The 17137-nt window shown below is 49.1% G+C and carries 13 protein-coding genes; 10 read left to right on the plus strand and 3 right to left on the minus strand.

Features of this window, described 5'->3' with window-relative positions:
* The first annotated feature begins 142 nt into the window (after positions 1 to 142).
* Complete coding sequence (locus tag KB559_RS20740; protein ID WP_211024661.1) at positions 143 to 667, plus strand: YwhD family protein; 525 nt, start codon at positions 143 to 145, stop codon at positions 665 to 667.
* A gap of 97 nt (positions 668 to 764) precedes the next feature.
* Here the strand turns inward: KB559_RS20740 and KB559_RS20745 are convergent, their stop codons facing one another.
* The 3 genes from KB559_RS20745 to KB559_RS20755 form a co-directional block, all read right to left on the minus strand.
* Positions 765 to 1922, minus strand: a complete 1158-nt coding sequence (locus KB559_RS20745; RefSeq protein WP_211024663.1) for a copper amine oxidase N-terminal domain-containing protein — start codon at positions 1920 to 1922, stop codon at positions 765 to 767.
* A 453-nt stretch (positions 1923 to 2375) separates the two neighbouring features.
* Entirely contained in the window at positions 2376 to 4661 is a 2286-nt protein-coding gene (locus KB559_RS20750) for a heavy metal translocating P-type ATPase (protein WP_211024665.1), read from the minus strand.
* Positions 4654 to 5037: an ArsR/SmtB family transcription factor gene (locus tag KB559_RS20755; protein WP_211024667.1), complete on the minus strand. Its 384-nt coding sequence runs from the start codon at positions 5035 to 5037 to the stop codon at positions 4654 to 4656. The genes KB559_RS20750 and KB559_RS20755 overlap by 8 nt, the downstream gene beginning before the upstream one ends.
* A 250-nt stretch (positions 5038 to 5287) precedes the next feature.
* Here KB559_RS20755 and KB559_RS20760 point away from each other — a divergent pair, with 250 nt between their 5' ends.
* The 9 genes from KB559_RS20760 (at position 5288) to KB559_RS20800 (ending at position 17107) form a co-directional block, all read left to right on the plus strand.
* Positions 5288 to 8029, plus strand: coding sequence for a PAS domain-containing sensor histidine kinase (locus KB559_RS20760; RefSeq protein ID WP_211024669.1), 2742 nt, complete (start codon positions 5288 to 5290; stop codon positions 8027 to 8029).
* Between the two features lie 32 nt (positions 8030 to 8061).
* Positions 8062 to 8727, plus strand: a complete 666-nt coding sequence (locus KB559_RS20765; protein ID WP_211024671.1) for a response regulator transcription factor — start codon at positions 8062 to 8064, stop codon at positions 8725 to 8727.
* Positions 8728 to 8855: 128 nt separating this feature from the next.
* Positions 8856 to 10625, plus strand: coding sequence for a sensor histidine kinase (locus KB559_RS25515; RefSeq protein WP_211024673.1), 1770 nt, complete (start codon positions 8856 to 8858; stop codon positions 10623 to 10625).
* A 1-nt stretch (position 10626) separates the two neighbouring features.
* Positions 10627 to 11946, plus strand: coding sequence for a response regulator (locus tag KB559_RS20775; protein WP_211024675.1), 1320 nt, complete (start codon positions 10627 to 10629; stop codon positions 11944 to 11946).
* The gene (locus KB559_RS20780) at positions 11913 to 12200 is read left to right on the plus strand and encodes a helix-turn-helix domain-containing protein (protein ID WP_211024678.1); all 288 of its coding nucleotides are present in this window, start codon (positions 11913 to 11915) and stop codon (positions 12198 to 12200) included. Before KB559_RS20775 ends, KB559_RS20780 begins: the two co-directional genes overlap by 34 nt.
* Before the next feature lie 86 nt (positions 12201 to 12286).
* Positions 12287 to 13810, plus strand: coding sequence for a glycoside hydrolase family 31 protein (locus KB559_RS20785; RefSeq protein ID WP_211024680.1), 1524 nt, complete (start codon positions 12287 to 12289; stop codon positions 13808 to 13810).
* Between the two features lie 194 nt (positions 13811 to 14004).
* On the plus strand, positions 14005 to 15300 hold the full coding sequence (locus KB559_RS20790) for an ABC transporter substrate-binding protein (RefSeq protein ID WP_211024682.1): 1296 nt from the start codon (positions 14005 to 14007) through the stop codon (positions 15298 to 15300).
* A 95-nt stretch (positions 15301 to 15395) separates the two neighbouring features.
* The gene (locus KB559_RS20795) at positions 15396 to 16277 is read left to right on the plus strand and encodes a carbohydrate ABC transporter permease (protein WP_211024684.1); all 882 of its coding nucleotides are present in this window, start codon (positions 15396 to 15398) and stop codon (positions 16275 to 16277) included.
* Positions 16274 to 17107 (plus strand): carbohydrate ABC transporter permease, encoded by an 834-nt coding sequence (locus tag KB559_RS20800; protein WP_211024686.1) that lies wholly within the window; start codon positions 16274 to 16276, stop codon positions 17105 to 17107. Before KB559_RS20795 ends, KB559_RS20800 begins: the two co-directional genes overlap by 4 nt.
* Positions 17108 to 17137: the final 30 nt, after the last annotated feature.

Raw genomic sequence — 17137 nt, forward strand, 5'->3', positions numbered from 1 at the left:
GCATTTGGGAGATTATTAGCTAAAATTAAATTAAACTGCCAAGGGTTAAAACAGCCCTTTCGGCTGAAGCGAAATCGGCGGTTTAACTCCGCTTGGAATAGAAATTTAATTAAATTCAGATAGGTAACAATGGGAGGGACTCATGGACAACAACAATTCGAATTCGCAGAAGACGGGCAAGAAGATATTCGCCCTGAACATTATCGGCAATGAGGAGAAGAGTAAGCATAAGGGCTTTGGCGCCGGCTCCATCGACCTGAACAGCATGTCTCCGGTCATTATCGACGGGGATGAGGCTTATATCGATATCGGTGCGATGCACGCCAAGAGCAAGGTGGAGAAAGGTATCAAATTCTCGATGAACCGTGAAGATGTACCGGCCGGTCGCCAAGTTTGGGTCGTTTGGGTCGCGGTTGACCGTTCTCCCGAGGGCCAATTTTACGGCGGGATGACAGCCTGCGAAATGTGGATCGATACTGAAGCACGCCGCGGATGGAAAATTCTTGCCGATCACGTCAACAAAATGGACTACGCGTTGAAACGCCGGTTCATTTTGGATGGTTTGTCCGCTGAGCAAAGAGGCGCTCTTAAGAAGCTGCTGATCGAGACAAACCAGGAATGGTGGGACCGTTCTTCGGATGAACTGAAAACGTCATTGGAATCTTAAGAGTTAATAGTTCCACCCGGGGATGGCCGGGTACGATCAAACAGCGGTACACGCGCAGTTGCGCGTTGTACCGCTGTTTTTTTTGTAAGAATGATTTTTACTTGGAAAGATCGTAGGTCATCGTAACCGCTTCGGAACCGAAATAAGAAAGATGCCATTTAAATTTCAATTGGTCCCCGGTTCGGCTGATATACTTCAACCCGTCGCCAATACCGAATTCATCGTTTTGGATCCGGTCGATGACGTCCTTGTCCAGCAGGTCGAGATAGATGGACTTTGTCTTGCCCGAGCTTCGGTCAACCAGCAGCAGAGTCCCCGTAGAGTAAGGACGGATCAGCAAAAAGTCGGCTTCTATGGCTTCCAGACTGTAGACGTCATCCGGGCCACCGAACTTCTCGAGATCAATGCTCTCGGCGAGCTTTCCGTCGGGTGTGACGAGTTCGGCGACCTGGCCGTCATTGAGGATGATTTTGCCGTCATACGTTAGTACGTCTTTTTCCAGATTAATAGAAGAAGGCCCGCCATAAGACATGCTCGTCTGACGGACGATGGAGCCGTTATGCAATATAGCACGATACCGTCCATCAAAGATGTGCGGCTCTCCGTAACTATTATAAATGTTCACCACATAGGTGGAATCGTTGATTTTATGGGCATCCATAGCCAGCCAATCGGGGTGTTCGACTTGAATGGTGCCGGTTCGGACGGGGAGTTGGCCACTGGAGCCTGCGTATAATACGCCTTTTTCACGGTTTAGCCAGAATAGCTTGTCTCCGGCTTGGGCCATGACGTACTTAGAGGAATAAACATAAGTGATTTCCTGTTTGCCGGACAGCGTGATTGAAATTCCGAACAGTTTCGCAAAAAGAGAAGCCGGTACATAGGTGACGCCTTGCTTAATTAGTACGGGAGCTCCAAGGGATACGGTGACGTTATTTTTGCCGGTGGCGCTTGCGCTGCCCGCCTTCAATTTGGCATACTGGGTGACCCCGGTGAGTTCTAACGCCTTAGTTGCATGGTTGTAGGTGAGCTGAAGATCGAAGAGATATGCCGCATCTCTCAAAGGAATATAAAGTTGCCGGGATTGTTTGAAGGGCTTATGCTCCAGCGCTCGGGTAGTTTTTTGATTGACGGAGTCGGTTGCGGCTGCCGCGGACTGTGGCGCCAGGCGGGGAATGCTTCCCGAAGTCATCGTGACTGTTAGGATTAGAGCGACAGCTGCAGCCTTTGCGACGGTCGATTTTGAGTTTTTCATTTGAAAAGCCTCCTTTACAACTATATGAACGCCTCAGGCCTAGGAAAAGTTGTGGTTTTATAGATAAAATTGGAAAATAACGGAACGGTCCCAACATCTAAGGTCCATGGCCTATTGCCTGGTGTACCTATGACGTTAAGATCCTGGAAGTCACATAAAGGCACTTCATTTGCATGCCCAATAGATGGATTTCCTACAGCTAATTTGCTGGAAAAACCGAAAAAGAAATAAATAACTGGAAAACCTACAGTTATTTGGGCCCCAAAGCTGCAAATTTGCACTTCGGGCCTGAATTAACTGCAGGATTTCCAGCTAAATAAGAAAATTAGTGGAGTTGATGAAAATTAACTGTAGGTTTTCCAGTTAATTAATCTGCTTGGTGCTGAGAATGCTTAATGGGACGTTTAGTTGAGGGAGAAGTCTTAGTCGTTGTTGGATGAGAACTAAACTCCCCTACTTATCTTTGCCCAGCAGGACGGTCAGTCCAAGCAAGGTTACGAGGATCGTCGCGCCCATGTCCGACATGACGGCAATCCATAGCGTCAGCCAGCCGGGAATGGTTAAGAGCAAGGCGATCAGCTTCAGCGTCAGGGAGATGCCGATATTCCAGCGGATGATTCGGCTGGCCTGTCTCGCGACGGAAATGGCGCCCGGCAGCTTGCCGAGGTGATCCTGCATCAGGACAATATCGGCGGTTTCCACCGCGCTGTCCGTTCCTTTACCCATGGCGATGCCGAGGCTTGAAGCGGCAAGCGCGGGCGCGTCGTTGATGCCGTCGCCGACCATCGCGACATTCCACTTGGCGGAAAGCTCGCGAATCCGCTCGACCTTTTGCTCCGGGAGCAGGCCCGCGTACCAGTCGGTGACGCCGGCTTTGGCGGCGACCGCCCGGGCGGAACCGGCATGGTCCCCCGTCAGCATGACGGTGTGGGCGATGCCGCTGCGGTGCAGCCGCGCGATGACGTCCGGACTCTCCGGACGGAGCTCATCGGCGAGGCCGAACAGGCCGAGCACGCGGCGGCTATCGGCCGCCAGCACGACGGTGAGGCCGTCCTCCTTCAGGCGGGCCAGGTCTCCCGCGACCTGGCTCCGGTCGGCCGCCGGCAGGGCGAGCAGCTCGAGTACTTCCTCGCTGCCGACCCAGTACTGCGTGCCGTCGATGTCTCCGGACAGACCGACGCCGGGGAGCGTCGTCAGCCCGGAAGGCTTCGGCAGCGCAGCTCTGGCAAGACCGCCGGCTTCAACCTGCCGCACGATCGCCTCGGCGAGGGGATGCAGCGAGCCGGTCTCCATGGCTCCCGCGATGCGGTAGAACCGTTCCGAATCGTACACGACCTCGCGGATGACGGCGGGACGGCCCATGGTCAGAGTGCCGGTTTTGTCAAAAGCGATGGCATTGATCTTCCCGAGCTGCTCCAGATGAATCCCGCCCTTGACGAGCACGCCGTTCCGGGCGCTGCGGGTCATGCCGCTGACCAGCGCAATCGGCGACGAGAGCACCAGCGAGCAAGGGCAGCCGACGATCAGGATCGCAAGTCCTTCGTAGAGCCATTTCATCCAAGGCTGGCCGAAAAGCAGCGGAGGCACAAGGATGACAAGCGCGGCAATGGCCATAATGGCCGGTGTATAATACTTGGCGAACTTATCGATAAACAGTTCGGTCGGTGTCTTGGTATCCTGGGCTTCCTGCACCAGGTGCATAATTTTAGCCAGCGAGGAGTCTTCGTAAGCTGCCTCGACTCTTATCTTCAGCAATCCCTCGGCATTGACGCTCCCGCCAAAGACGGATGCCCCCGGCTTTTTCGGCACCGGGATCGATTCGCCCGTAATTGCCGCCTCATTCACTGCGCTATGTCCCTCCAGAACGGAGCCATCCGAAGGGATCTTCTCGCCGGGACGGACCAGCACAAGGTCTCCGATCCGAAGCTGTGTGATCGGAACCGTCACCTCGCGTCCGTCCTGTACAAGGACAGCCTGTTTCGGGGCCGCATCCAGCAGCGCTTCCATCGATTTGCGGGCCCGGCTCATCCCGTACCCTTCCAGAAGCTCATTCAAACCGAACAGAATCGCGACAAGCGTCGCTTCCTTCCATTCACCGATCAGAGAGGCACCGACCAGCGCGACGGTCATCAGGGTATCCATGTTGAATTTAAGACGGAACAGATTGCGGAGCCCCCGTATAAAGGTGGAGTAGCCGCTTAGTACAATAGAAACAATGTACATCAGGATAATGGCGTTCCCGGGAATCCGGGTATCGAGAATGAACGTAGCGGCGTAGAGCACGGCCGAGATGGTCAGCAGCCATTGGCCGATTCGGCCTTCACCTTCGCCATGACTATGTCCATGGCTGTGTCCGTGACTATCCGCATTTTCATGCTCATGCCCATGTTCGTCCCCATGCTCATGTCCGTGTTTGTGGTCATGTCCTGAGTGCTTGTGACCGGCCTTTGCCGTAGTCCCACTTCCCTTATCGGTGCCGCCGGCTGTAGATGGAGTTACCAATGAGGCACCGTCTCCGCTCAATATTCGTTGTACCCGTTGCAAATCCACTTCCGGCCGGACCAGCAGGCGGCTGCTGTTAAACAGCAAAGCGGCATCTTTCCCGTGATCCAGCTTTTGAATCTCTTCCTGCATTTCGCGTGCGCAATTGGCGCAGGACAAGCCCTGAACCTTATATTCCCTGCGGGAATCCCCATTCGGCAACCCGGCTGTCTTCGGGGCGGAGTCCTGGTTATTCATGCTCGTTCCTCTCCTTTTGATGCTCCAGCGTCATCGTAATGAGCGTCTCGATATGATGGTCTTTCAGCGAATAGAATACATTCTTCCCATCCTTGCGGGATTTTGCGATTTCCATGAGCTTTAGCTGGCGGAGATGGTGGGAGGCGGTGGCGACCGAACTGCCTAATACAGCGGCGATATCGCACACGCAGCATTCCTGTCCCCGGAGCAGCAAATAGGCGATCTTCATCCGATTGGGGTCGGATAATGCTTTGAAGATTTGTACCATGCCCATGATGTCGTCTTCTTGCAAAGATTCACGAAGTTGGTCCGTACGGGCCGAATCGCCGCAACCATGCTCGCAAATCTCTTCAATCGTTTCCAGATCTGATCCCATAAGTCTCCTCCTCTCTATTTTATTGATATTCAAATGAGTGTTTGATTGTTTAAGGCCATTATACGACTTTCCCTCATCATATTCAAATGCTCACTTGAATGTCCATAAACAGTCCAAAATTTGTTATTGTTTTTATTCTTCGGCAATCTTAGCAATTCAGGGGTTCAGGCCGATAAACAATTTATAAGTAACGAAAAGTTAGTTGTCCCGTCGGAGTGTAAGTCATCTTGGTAGTAAGGGGGAGGCCAACTTGAACAGCCTAATCTACGTAATCATTACCCTAATTTTTTTAATTGCTTTGTTAGCGGTAATCGGATTCTTTCAAAAATGCCTCGGTCGGGTTCGCAAAGAGCTGGAGGACGCGGGCCAACGGATCAGTCTGCTTGAAAATATGCTGCACAATATAGATGTGGGTACCTGGTCTTATGACGACCGGCAAAAAAGGGTCATCTTTACGTCCAGAGCATTTATGAAGATTACAGGGTTTACACCGGAGAATTTCAGGAGCAAAATGGCCTGGGAAAAAATCGTTCATCCGGAAGATGCCAGTCATTTCAGTGAATTGGCTGCCGGTTTGCGCAAAGGCGTATCCGACTCCAGTGAGTATCGGATTATTCACGCCGACGGGGGGACCCGTTGGGTGGAAGTCCAAGTTATTCCGAGCATCAACGAGCACGGTCAATTAATCCGTTTGGACGGCATGGTGCTGGATATCACCGACAAGAAAAAGGCAGAGCGGGAGCTTAAGGAGAGCGAGGACAGATTTTCCAGGCTGATCGAACTCGTTCCCCACCCGACGATTGTGCAGAGAAATGAGCGGTTCCTTTATGCTAACCCTGCCGGCCTGCAATTAATGGGCTTCGATACGCTGGAAGAGATGATCGGTCAGGAAATCTTCCGAATCCTTCCCCCGCACGAATGGAGTAAAGCCAGAAACAGAATCCGCGCCATTGTGCAGGAGGAATCTGGAGAACCGGTTGAATATCAGGTGATCGGACAAAACGGTCAATTGATCCATGCCGAGGTATCAGGTATTTATGATGCGCATACGGATTCGACCGTACACGTCTTTTACGATATTACCGAACGCAAGAAGATCGAGGTTGCCCTAAAAGAAAGCATGGAGAGGTATCGCAGGCTCGTAGAGTTGTCTCCTGTAGCGATCGCATTATGCCACAACGGCATTATAGTCTTCGTAAACCCTGCCGGAATGCAAATCCTAGGTGCCGAGCTTGCCAGTGTGGTCGGGACGACTCCATGGGATTGGGTCATCGAGGAGGATATGGAGCGTTGCAGAGACCTGTTTAGAAATGTGATGGAGAAAGGCACTCTACCCCCGGAGGAAATTACACTGGTTCGGACGGACGGGGAAAAGGTCGAGGCGCGGGTGGTCGGAATATTCGATGCGTCGAACTCGACGGTGGAGATTGTTTTTGAGGATATTACCTCGCGGAAGCAGGCGGAACGCGCATTGCTGGCAAGCGAGGAATTAAACCGCCAGCTCGTGGAACTAGCCCCGATTTCGATTCTTCTTCATCAGGACAGCATCATTACCTATGCCAACCCCGCAAGCGCCGCTCTTTACGGTGCGAAGGATGAGAGCGAGATTATCGGACTCACCGCCTGGGACGTTGTGGCAAGGGGGAATTACGAGGAGAACGCGGCAACCCAAGGAGCTCATGCCATCTTTGAGTTGGGAGGTGCCCCGACGTCCCAACATAAAGTAGTTTGTCTGAACGGTGATGTGATTGAGGTTGAAGCGGTAACCATAGCGCTCTCCCATCTCGAGAGAGCCGCCATGACTTTGTCTTGGGACATCACTTCTCGAAAAAAGGCCGAGGTGGAGCGGTGGAACGCCGAGCAGCTGCTCCGGCAGAGCGAAGACCGTTATTTCCGGCTGCAAACCAGTCTGGACCAATTTTCATCCGATCTTTTCGGCGTGGTCAAGGTAGATGAGTTAAACAGCAGGCTGGTGAGGGAAGTCCGGCAGGTGCTCGGCACCAGTAAGGTCACCCTGTTAAGGGCGGATTCCGAAGGACAGGTGGTCGTGACGCATGGCTGTCCGGAAGTTCCCGATGAAGTGCTGCAGAGCATCCGGGAGCATGGCCCCGACAGGCTCCCTTTATGCAGACTGTTCGATACGCTCGAGGGGCACTATGTCAAAATCGGGGAAGTCAACGGGGAGAACAGCATTCTTTGCGTAGGAGAGAGCACAGCCCGGTTAATCGAACAGGCCCCGAGGGTTTGGCTTGAGACGCTATCGCGTTATGTTAGCGTTTTGTATGATAACTTCCGTGTTATTGAGGATTTAAAAAGGAATGTGGACCTATTAGCCTCGGGGCGGGTGATGCCGCAGTGGTTGCTGAGATTCATATTTCATCTGTCCGAAAATGAGCGAAAGCGGTTGTCCCAGGATCTTCATGATGCGGCGCTGCAAGAGCAGATTGTCTGGTATCACAGGTTGAATCAGCTCACCCTGGATACCGGGCTGCCCGTCCAATATCAGCGGCAGTTGGCAGAAATCGAGCAGGGGTTGCTTGACGTCATTTACCAGATCAGGATTACTTGCAATGAGTTAAGACCTCCGCTGCTTAAAGAAGAAGGCCTGGAGCGGTCCCTGGAAACGCTGTTCGAATTTGCGCAGTTGCGTACGAACTACGCGATCCACTTCGACTACTCCGATCTCGGCTATGCCATCCACGATGATATCATTATCGGCTTGTACCGGATCGTTCAGGAAATGTTGGCTAACGCGGCGAAGCACTCCAATGCGTCCCGGGTAACCATTAAAATGTATTCCGGCAACGATCAGATTTATTTGGAATACGAAGATAACGGCGTCGGGATGGATGTGGGAACAACGATCAATACGTTTAACAGTATGGGGATCTATGGGATGAAAGAGCGGGTTCGCGGAATGGATGGACAGATTGAGTTTCTCTCAACACCGGAAGAAGGATTGTCCATAAGGATTTCTATTCCTGCCCGGTAGCTAAAGAAGACTGGAAGAAGGGGTGTTCAGTGATGGTCCATATTTTGCTGGTGGATGATCATCCTTCGGTCATGGCAGGCACCAAGGTACTGCTTGAACAGGAAGGAGATATGGTTGTGGCAAACGCCGAGACGGTAGAGAAGGCGCTGGAGCTCGTCCGTCAAAACCATTACGACTTGATGCTGCTCGATCTTCATATGCCGAAAATGAACGGAATTGACTTGGCCAAGCAAATCATTGCGATCAGGCCGGAGGCCGTAATATTGATTTATACGGGATTTGAGTTTACCAACCATTTTAATCTCATGATGGAAGCGGGGATTTCGGGATTCGTCCTGAAAACGGCGAGCAAAGAGCAGCTTGTGACCGCGGTACGATGCGCCTTAAGGGGTGAGGCGGTGCTGCCGTTGTCCCTGGTCCGGCAAATGAGAAGAGTCTCCGCGCAGGAGACCGAGAAGACGAGCGGCCTGGAAACAGGTGTGGTGACGGGCAAGGAATATGATATTTTAAAGCAAATAGCCAGAGGCAAAAGCAATAAGGCCATCGCCGAAAATCTTCTGGTAAGTCAGCGATCCCTGGAATACAGCTTAACGAGCTTGTTCCACAAGCTGGGCGTTAAATCGCGAATTGAAGCCGCCATGAAGGCAAAGACGATGGGATTGCTGTCCGATTCGGACTTTTCGAATCCGCCGGTCTAATATATTATTGATTTCAGGCCCCGGTTTGGGGCCCTTTTTCTATGGGAAGGTTACAGATGACGGGTAATAAATATGCTAGAATAATGGGATTCCATTGGTTTTAAAGTGTGGCAGGGGGAGGCCGACGCGTGAAATTTTCTTTGCGCCAGCAGATGATCTTCAGCTTTTCCATCGTATTTATAGCCTTGATCGTCGTCTTTGGCAGTTTGATTCTAAATTACAATATTTCCAGCTATCAGAAGCAAAGCTATGATTCTATCAACAAAGTGGTGAAGGCGAACCTATCGTTGATCGATAATCATTTGGATCAGCTGATTACGGTGTCCAAAATCGTGGCGAATGATCAGGACATTATTAATGCGGTTACCTACCGAAACAGTGTCCAGGAAATAGATTACTCTGTCGAGCTCTACAACCAGCGGGAGGTTGCCTCCAAGATCAAGCAGCTTGATGTGTTGGGCAACATCACCAACGCCTTGATTATTGGAAATAATCACGAGTATTTGTATTACTACGGGAGCTCGCCGGTCCGCGGGTATCGTTTTGATCAGCAAGACTGGTTCTATAAGGCGGCATATATGGAGGATAAATATATACGCTTTACTAATTTCCACCCGACTGACTACCTGCTTAATTATCGGAACCGCAAGACCGTGTCCGTAATTACGCCCATTATTAACGCTAATCAATATTATGCAGCCGAGCGCACCTTTTTAATGACGGACTTTAATCTGGACCCGATTTTATCGGATAAGAACGGACAAGGAAATATGCAAATCGCCATTTATGATGGTATTAACCCGGTCCATTTTGCAAACAACAGCCATCTCTCAACCATGCAGAAGGAAGAAATTAGCGAGGGGTTGAGGAAGGGGAAGAAGTCTTTTATAGTTGCCAAGAGCGGGGATCATCCGGTATCCTATTTAGTCGTTAATGAAACCTCGCTAGTTTCCGGTTGGGCTATTCTGGGCATTATGCCGCTAAACGAAGTGGAGGAGCTGCGTTCAACCAATACGACCGTTGTTATAGCCATGGTTGTAATCGCTTGCATGCTGGTGGTTTTGTTGTCGGGATTGATATCCAAATCCATCCTGAATCCCATGCAAAGCTTACTGCAACGATTCAATCAGATCGCCTCGGGACGCAGGGATGTCTCTTTCAAGGAATCCAGGAGTAAGGAAATCAACTTGATAGCTGAGACGGCCGACCATATGCTAAAGAACATTAACCAATTGACGGACGAAGTCGTTGAGGAACAAAGACGTCTCGCTACGGAACAGCTAAAGGTGTTGCAGCATCAAATCAATCCGCACTTTTTAAATAATGTCCTGCAATCCATAAAGGCAATGGCGGTATGCGGCGATACCGAATCCATCTCTAAAGCGACTACGCTTCTGGGGAAAATACTGTCCTATTCCGTTTATAATCCGTATGAACTGGTGGAGTTGAAGCAGGAACTAAGCTATACGGAGAATTACATCATTTTGCAAAACATTCGGTTTAACGGCCTGATTAAATACAGTATGAGTTGCGATGAACAACTGGATCATTTCCTTGTCCCGAAACTGATGATTCAGCCGTTAGTCGAAAATGCGATTGAGCATGGCTTTGAGGATCGGAAGGAAGGACATCTCTCGATCGTGGTGGAAGACGCCGGGAGCGAAATTTATATAGCGATAACGAATGACGGTGCTGCTGTCGATTCCGTTGAAGTCGAACGTATCAATAGTATGCTGTCTAACCAGGATACTTACAAACAGAATCAAAGCATCGGCTTGCTGAATCTGAATCAAAGACTAAAGAGCTGTTATGGAATGCAAGCGGGGGTTAAAATGCTGTCCAGAGAAGGTATGAATACGAGTATCGTAATTACGATACCGAAGCGAAAAGAGGGTTAAAGTGCTATCAGCGATCATTGTAGATGATGAAGTGTTGTCTATTAAGATGATGGAAAATATTCTGGATTGGGATAGTCTCGGCATCCGTATTGTCGGTACGGCTCAGAACGGATTGGAAGCCCTGAACCTGTGCCATCAGGAGGATCCCAATATTATCATTACCGATATCAAAATGCCTAACTTAAACGGATTGGAATTTATAAAAAAAGCCCGGGTTACGAATCCGGGGGCGGAATTTATTCTGATCAGCGCCTACGCGGATTTTGATTACGTTAAAAGGGCGATTGAGCTGGGATGCTCCAATTATATCTTAAAGCCAGTAGATGAGTTCGAACTGGAGCAGACCCTCAAAAAAATCATTGCCAAAATCAGCGATAAGATAATTGCGGAGAAAAACGCGGTAAAAAATCGGGTGGCGCATGACAAACAGGTCATTTATCGATATATGAGCACAGGGGTAAATCCGCTGGCTGCCGGAAAAAGTACGAGCAGTCTAAATTTGAATTTATCATCTTATACGTTATTCAGCTTTAATCTCACGGAACAATCCATGAACGATTATATCGAAAACGGGTTGCAGCTGGATGCACAGATGGCCTTTATCATGGAGCGGATGTCCGCCGTGATGGGGGAGTTTGGTCACTGCGTACTATTCGACTATAAAGATTACGCCTGGACAGCCATTCTGAGCGGCGATTGCTCGAAGGAGTCGTTGTCTGCTTGTGCCTCGAAGATGATCGACCTTTTTGCCGAGGAAATTCATATGAAGATTCATGTGTGCTTTAGCCCCCGGGGATCTCGGTTGGACGAGCTGCCGCATCTGTACCGCCGATTGGCTCAGCTGAGCCGTTTCAGTTCTTATATCGGAGATGAAGAGGTTCTGGGCTACGGATATAATATGATTGAAACGACGTTCCAGCAGGTAGATTTATTGGCATATACTAAACGGTTGGCCGAAGCGCTGAACCTGAATGATGCTGAGGAAGCTGCACGCATTATAGAAGAAGTACTATTGCTGTCTTGTAAATCGGATCCGGCCTCGCTTCACCTGTTTATTGACTTCAACTACAACGCATTCTGTGCGATCCGGGAGAAGTTGATCAAAGAGAATCGGCTTACTGACGAGTATCATGAAATTCGCCTTTTAAGTTATAGGGACATATCGGATATCTCTACAGCGGATGAAATGAGCCGTTTTATGAACAGAATTCTTCAGCTTCTTTCACCAAATCGTTCTCAGACTGCAAAGCCTCGATACAGCGCGCTTGTTGAGGTGGTATTCGCTATTTGGGTGAGAATTACGACCGGAACCTCTCTTTAGAGGAAATATGCACGGAATTATCGGTAAGTAAAAATTATTTCAGCTATCTGTTTAAGCGGGAAACCGGGTGGAATTTGTGGGCCTATCTGACCGAGATCCGGCTGAACAAATCCAAGGAACTTCTGCGAACGACAGATTGTAAAAGCTATGAAATCGCCTATATGGTGGGGTATGACAATCCAAGCTATTTTTCTAAGTTATTTAAGAAAAATACGGGTATGACCCCGAATGAATACCGGGCGGAAAATCAGTAATAAAGTGCTAGAAAAACAGAAGACGCTTCATTGTTTTAAGGCTTCCCCTCCTGTAATCTAAGGTCAGAAATGGGGGGAGGCTTTTTATGATTATTCAAATGCTTGAGAACGAATATTGGTATGGCGGTTGTGTAAGCGACGGAACTCGGATGCCCGTGGGTCCGGAGGATAATTTGGAGATTCAGCTTGATCCAAACCGGACTCCAAACCAGGCGATGCCGTTGTTCGTGTCGTCCAAGGGAAGATATATATGGAAGGACGCGGGATTTCCTATTCATTTTGATCGGGGAAATATCGTTGTTCCGGATGATGTTCGGTGCGAAGGCGGATTTGGCACGCTGCGAGGGGCTTATCTTGCCGCTATGGAGAGACATTTCCCGTTTAAACCGGTAAATCTTTCCCGGGCGCTTCTGGATAAGCCGATTTTTAACAGTTGGATAGAGCTTACGTTTCACCAGAATGAGAAGGATTTGCTGCATTATGCGAACAGCATCGTTCAAAACGGGTTTGAACCCGGTGTACTTATGATTGATGACGGATGGAGCGAATATTACGGCGATTGGAGTTTCCATTCCGGTAAATTCCCCGATCCGGCCAAGTTTATAAACAAGCTGCACGATATGGGATTCTCGGTCATGCTCTGGGTTTGTCCGTTTATTACACCGGATACGGTTGCCTACCGGGAAGCGCGTGACAAAGGTTTGCTGATCAAAACTGCAGAAGGAAAGCCGTATATATGCGAATGGTGGAATGGATACTCGGCTGTTCTCGATTTCTCCAACCCGGAAGCGGTAGCCTGGTTCGACCGCCAGCTGCAGGCGTTGCAGGAGATCGGAGTAGACGGATTCAAGTTCGATGCCGGGGATAGCATCTATTATCGGGAAGGTCACCTGACCTTCGGAAATGTGACTCCAAACGAGCAATCCAGATTGTGGGCGGAATACGGGCAAAAATATGCCTTGAACGAGTACCGGGTCACCTTTCGGGCCGGAGGATATTCCTTATTCCAGCGGTTATGCGATAAAGAGCATGGCTGGGGAAATAAAGGGATTGCTGCATTGATCCCTGACAGCCTGCTTCAAGGCATAACGGGCCATCCATTCTCGTGTCCCGATATGGTAGGGGGCGGGGAGTATTTGAACTTCCAACAACTTGAAGACAGCGGTCTTGATGAAGAACTATTCTGTCGTCACAGCGAGATTGCTTGTCTGATGCCTGCAATACAATTCTCTGCAGCCCCATGGCGGGTGTTGTCACCGGATCATCTTCAGATCATTCATCGCCACTTGGAACTCCGAAGTCAATATGAGTCTCAGAGAGAAGACAGCTTTAAAGCGGCGGTGAGCAGCGGGGAACCTATGCTGCGCTTCATGGAGTATCAATTCCCAGGGGAAGGATTCGAGAGAGTAACGGATCAGTTTATGCTCGGCAGTCATACGCTTGTCGCACCGATTTACGAGAAGGGTAAAGCTAGCCGGGAGGTGAGCATTCCCCGGGGGCGCTGGCTATTTGAAGGAAACACGATTGTAAGCGAAGGGGAAGTCCGGGTACTTACACCGCAAGCAGGAATGCCGATTGTACTTGAACTTCAGAATAATCCTCAAAAGTAATAAAGTTATAGAAGTTTTGCGTACAGCGTAATATTGTGCAATCGCTTTCAAATGACTGGAAATTCCCCCCTCTATCCGGGTGAAATTCAATAACTTTGTCATATACAAACGGAATACAGTCTCTTCGAGCCATGTAGACTCGCTGATATGATAATTATAGAAACCAAGTAGTAAATAAAGGGGGATAACATCACATGAAAAAGAAATGGCTATCGATGCTGCTCGCTCTAACGTTGGTCCCGGCCTTGATCGCAGGCTGCGGAAACAGTGAAAACGGAGGAAATGACGCCTCCAATTCTGCCGATAAGAGCAAGGATGCGGACAAACCGGTGGAGATTAGAATTATGGCATACAACGCCGAATCCTCACGGGCAACGTATTTGAAAATGCTGGATGAGAAGCTTCCTAACATTAAGATCGTTTTTGAATTTGTTGCTCTCGACAACTTCAACAACGTCCTGAACTCCCAGCTCCAGGCTGGGCAAGGACCGGACATTATCGAAGTGGGCGGCGAAACCCGCCTTTTGGCAAACGCGGGCTTTCTCATGGATCTGACCAATGAGAGCTTTACTTCCAAATATGCGGATGCCGGTCTCGCACCCTACTCCGTAAACGGTAAGGTTTATGCTACGCCGCTTCAAAGCTGGTATGAAGGTATTTTCTACAATAAGAAAATCTTCAAGGAACAAGGGATCGAGGTGCCGAAGTCGTTCGACCAGTTCATTCAGATCCATAAAGATTTAGCGGCTAAAGGAATCAAGTCTCAGATCATGGGTGCCCAGTCTTGGGAACCTATGATGAAACAAAGCATCGGACTTGTGAATAATGACTTCTACTCTAATCCTGACAACAAAGATTTTGACGAGAAATTCAACAACGGAGAAGCCAAGCTTTCGGAGGCATGGTTGCCGTACGTTGAAAATTGGTCGCGGATGATTACGGAAGGTATTCTGACTCCGGATATGCTCGGATTGAGCTATGATCAGGCATTGGATGAGTTTGCTACGGGTAAAGCAGCTATGTGGGAAAGCGGCCCTTGGGCTGTGGGAACGATTATGGAGAAAAGCCCGGATTTTGAGCTTGGAATGTTCCCGATTCCCGGATCGGAAGAAGGACCGGGTTGGCTTGTAGGCGGGCCAGGATCCGCATTTGCCGTCAACGCCAAGACCCAGCACAAGGCTGAGGTGCTCCAGATTCTTGATTTAACGGCCACTCCTGAAGCGCAGCAAGCTTTGATTAAAGATAACGCAGGAAGTTCTTTCTTGAAGGGCGTAGAAGTGGATTTGGGAGAAATTTATGCGGACTGCGAAGAAGCCTTTAAAGCCGGCAATGTGTATGCTCCATGGACAGCAGCTTGGGTGTCGGGCAATCCTGTCGTGGAAGGATACGGAAAGTCGCTGCAGGAAGTAGTTGCCGGAGTTAAGACGATCAAACAAGCGCTTGAAGACGCGGATCAAGTTAATCAGGTCATGCGTGATTCGTTGAAATAGAAAAGGGACCCTGTGGGAGATAAAAACCGGCTGCTTGATTATGAGCTCCCCGGTTTTTATTTCTCTCTAGTCCGAATTGGGGAGGAGAGACACCAGTGAATACAAAGCGAAGAGACAGGGTTTTTCTTTTGATGATACTCCCGGCCTTTATCGGTTTTCTTCTACTGTTTATTGTACCGTCGCTTATGAGCTTCGGTTACAGCCTGACAAACTGGTCCGTATATAAACCGAATTTTAATTTTGTCGGATTGGATAACTATGCAAGTCTGTTTGCAGATACCAAGAATATAGCGGCTATTAAACATTCAATTACTTATGCATTAGTGATCACGGTGCTTCAGAATGGATTCGCCATCTTGTTTGCTGTCCTGCTGAATCGAAAAGGGATTATGGCCAATATGGTCAAATCGATCTTTTTCTTGCCGGCGGTGCTCAGTATTTTAGTTGTGGGATTTTTGTTTCAATACATTATGACATCGGCCGATTATGGTTTGTTAAACAATATTATTCAGTTTTTTGGAGGCACTCCGGTCAACTGGCTTGGAAACGGCAAGATCGCGCTCTTTTCCGTGCTGGCCACACAGGTGTGGCAGTGGACGGGTTGGAGTATGGTCATCTATATCGCCAATCTGAAGAGTATCGATGGCTCGCTTTATGAAGCCGCCGAAATAGATGGTGCAGGCAAACTTCAAACGTTCCGTAAAGTTACGCTCCCTCTTTTGTATCCCGCCGCTTCGTTCAATATTTTAATGAGTCTGATCGGCGGATTGAAGGTGTTTGACGTCGTCTTTGCAATGACAAAAGGCGGTCCAGGCTATGCAACAGAGACCATCATGACAACGCTGATCCGAGAAGGGTTTAATTCCGGACGGACCGCGTATGCATCGGCCTTTGCCGTCGTTTTCTTCGTCATCGTATTTGCACTAACTCAAATCATCACCTTCTTCTTGAACAAATGGGAGGAGAGAATCGCATGATCCGGACACAAAAATTCAAGAATGTTACTTTTAATTGCCTTTATGCCATCATTGGAGCGGTGATGCTGCTCCCAATATACTATCTGTTGGTAACCACCTTCAAAACACCGGCAGAAGCCACCGCAAGACCGCTTGGTCTGCCAACAACGTGGAATTTCGGTAATTATATCGAAGCGTTTACGGCTATGAACTACCCGAGAGCGTTCACAAACAATTTATTAATCACCGGAATTGCCGTAATAATTCTTATTCTGATTTCTTCCATGGCTGCTTACGTTATTGCAAGGAGCAACAGATTAATATTTAAATGGATGTTCTCTATATTTATGGTCGGACTCATCATCCCTTTTCAAATCGCAATCATTCCGCTGTATAAAATTATCGCGGGCCTGCATTTGATGAACACGCTTCCCGGTGTCATATTGATTGATGTATTTTGTATTAACCTGCCGCTGTCCATATTTTTATTCCGGGGCTTTATCAATACAGTGCCCATAGAACTGGAAGAAGCGGCGGCGATCGATGGTTACGGCACGTTCAGAACCTTTTTGAGCATCATATTCCCGCTCCTTAAACCGATTGTTTCTACGGTAGCCATTCTGGACGCGCTGGCAATCTGGAACGACTTCTTAACGCCCCTTCTGTTTCTGCAGGATCCCAGAAAGGCAGTCTTGCTTCAGGAGGTCTATAAAAACGTCGGTCCGTTTTCCACGGATTGGACGTCATTCTTCCCGATGCTTGTGCTATCTACACTGCCGCTGGTCATCTTCTTCTTAATTATGCAGAAGAGCATTATCGATGGTGTAGTTGCCGGGGCTGTAAAAGGTTAGCATATCCAAACTCTGATGGAGGAAAAGTTG

The sequence above is a fragment of the Paenibacillus sp. Marseille-P2973 genome (assembly GCF_018101095.1).
In the GTDB taxonomy this organism is placed as follows: Bacteria; Bacillota; Bacilli; order Paenibacillales; family Paenibacillaceae; genus Fontibacillus; species Fontibacillus vini.

Excerpts from the sequence above, each read along its gene's own strand:
- KB559_RS20765 (WP_211024671.1), top strand. The coding sequence starts at position 8,062 with ATGGTCCATATTTTGCTGGTGGATGATCATCCTTCGGTCATGGCAGGC.
- KB559_RS20745 (WP_211024663.1), bottom strand. The coding sequence starts at position 1,922 with ATGAAAAACTCAAAATCGACCGTCGCAAAGGCTGCAGCTGTCGCTCTA.
- KB559_RS20800 (WP_211024686.1), top strand. The coding sequence starts at position 16,274 with ATGATCCGGACACAAAAATTCAAGAATGTTACTTTTAATTGCCTTTAT.
- KB559_RS20750 (WP_211024665.1), bottom strand. The coding sequence starts at position 4,661 with ATGAATAACCAGGACTCCGCCCCGAAGACAGCCGGGTTGCCGAATGGG.
- KB559_RS20785 (WP_211024680.1), top strand. The coding sequence starts at position 12,287 with ATGATTATTCAAATGCTTGAGAACGAATATTGGTATGGCGGTTGTGTA.
- KB559_RS20790 (WP_211024682.1), top strand. The coding sequence starts at position 14,005 with ATGAAAAAGAAATGGCTATCGATGCTGCTCGCTCTAACGTTGGTCCCG.
- KB559_RS20740 (WP_211024661.1), top strand. The coding sequence starts at position 143 with ATGGACAACAACAATTCGAATTCGCAGAAGACGGGCAAGAAGATATTC.
- KB559_RS20755 (WP_211024667.1), bottom strand. The coding sequence starts at position 5,037 with ATGGGATCAGATCTGGAAACGATTGAAGAGATTTGCGAGCATGGTTGC.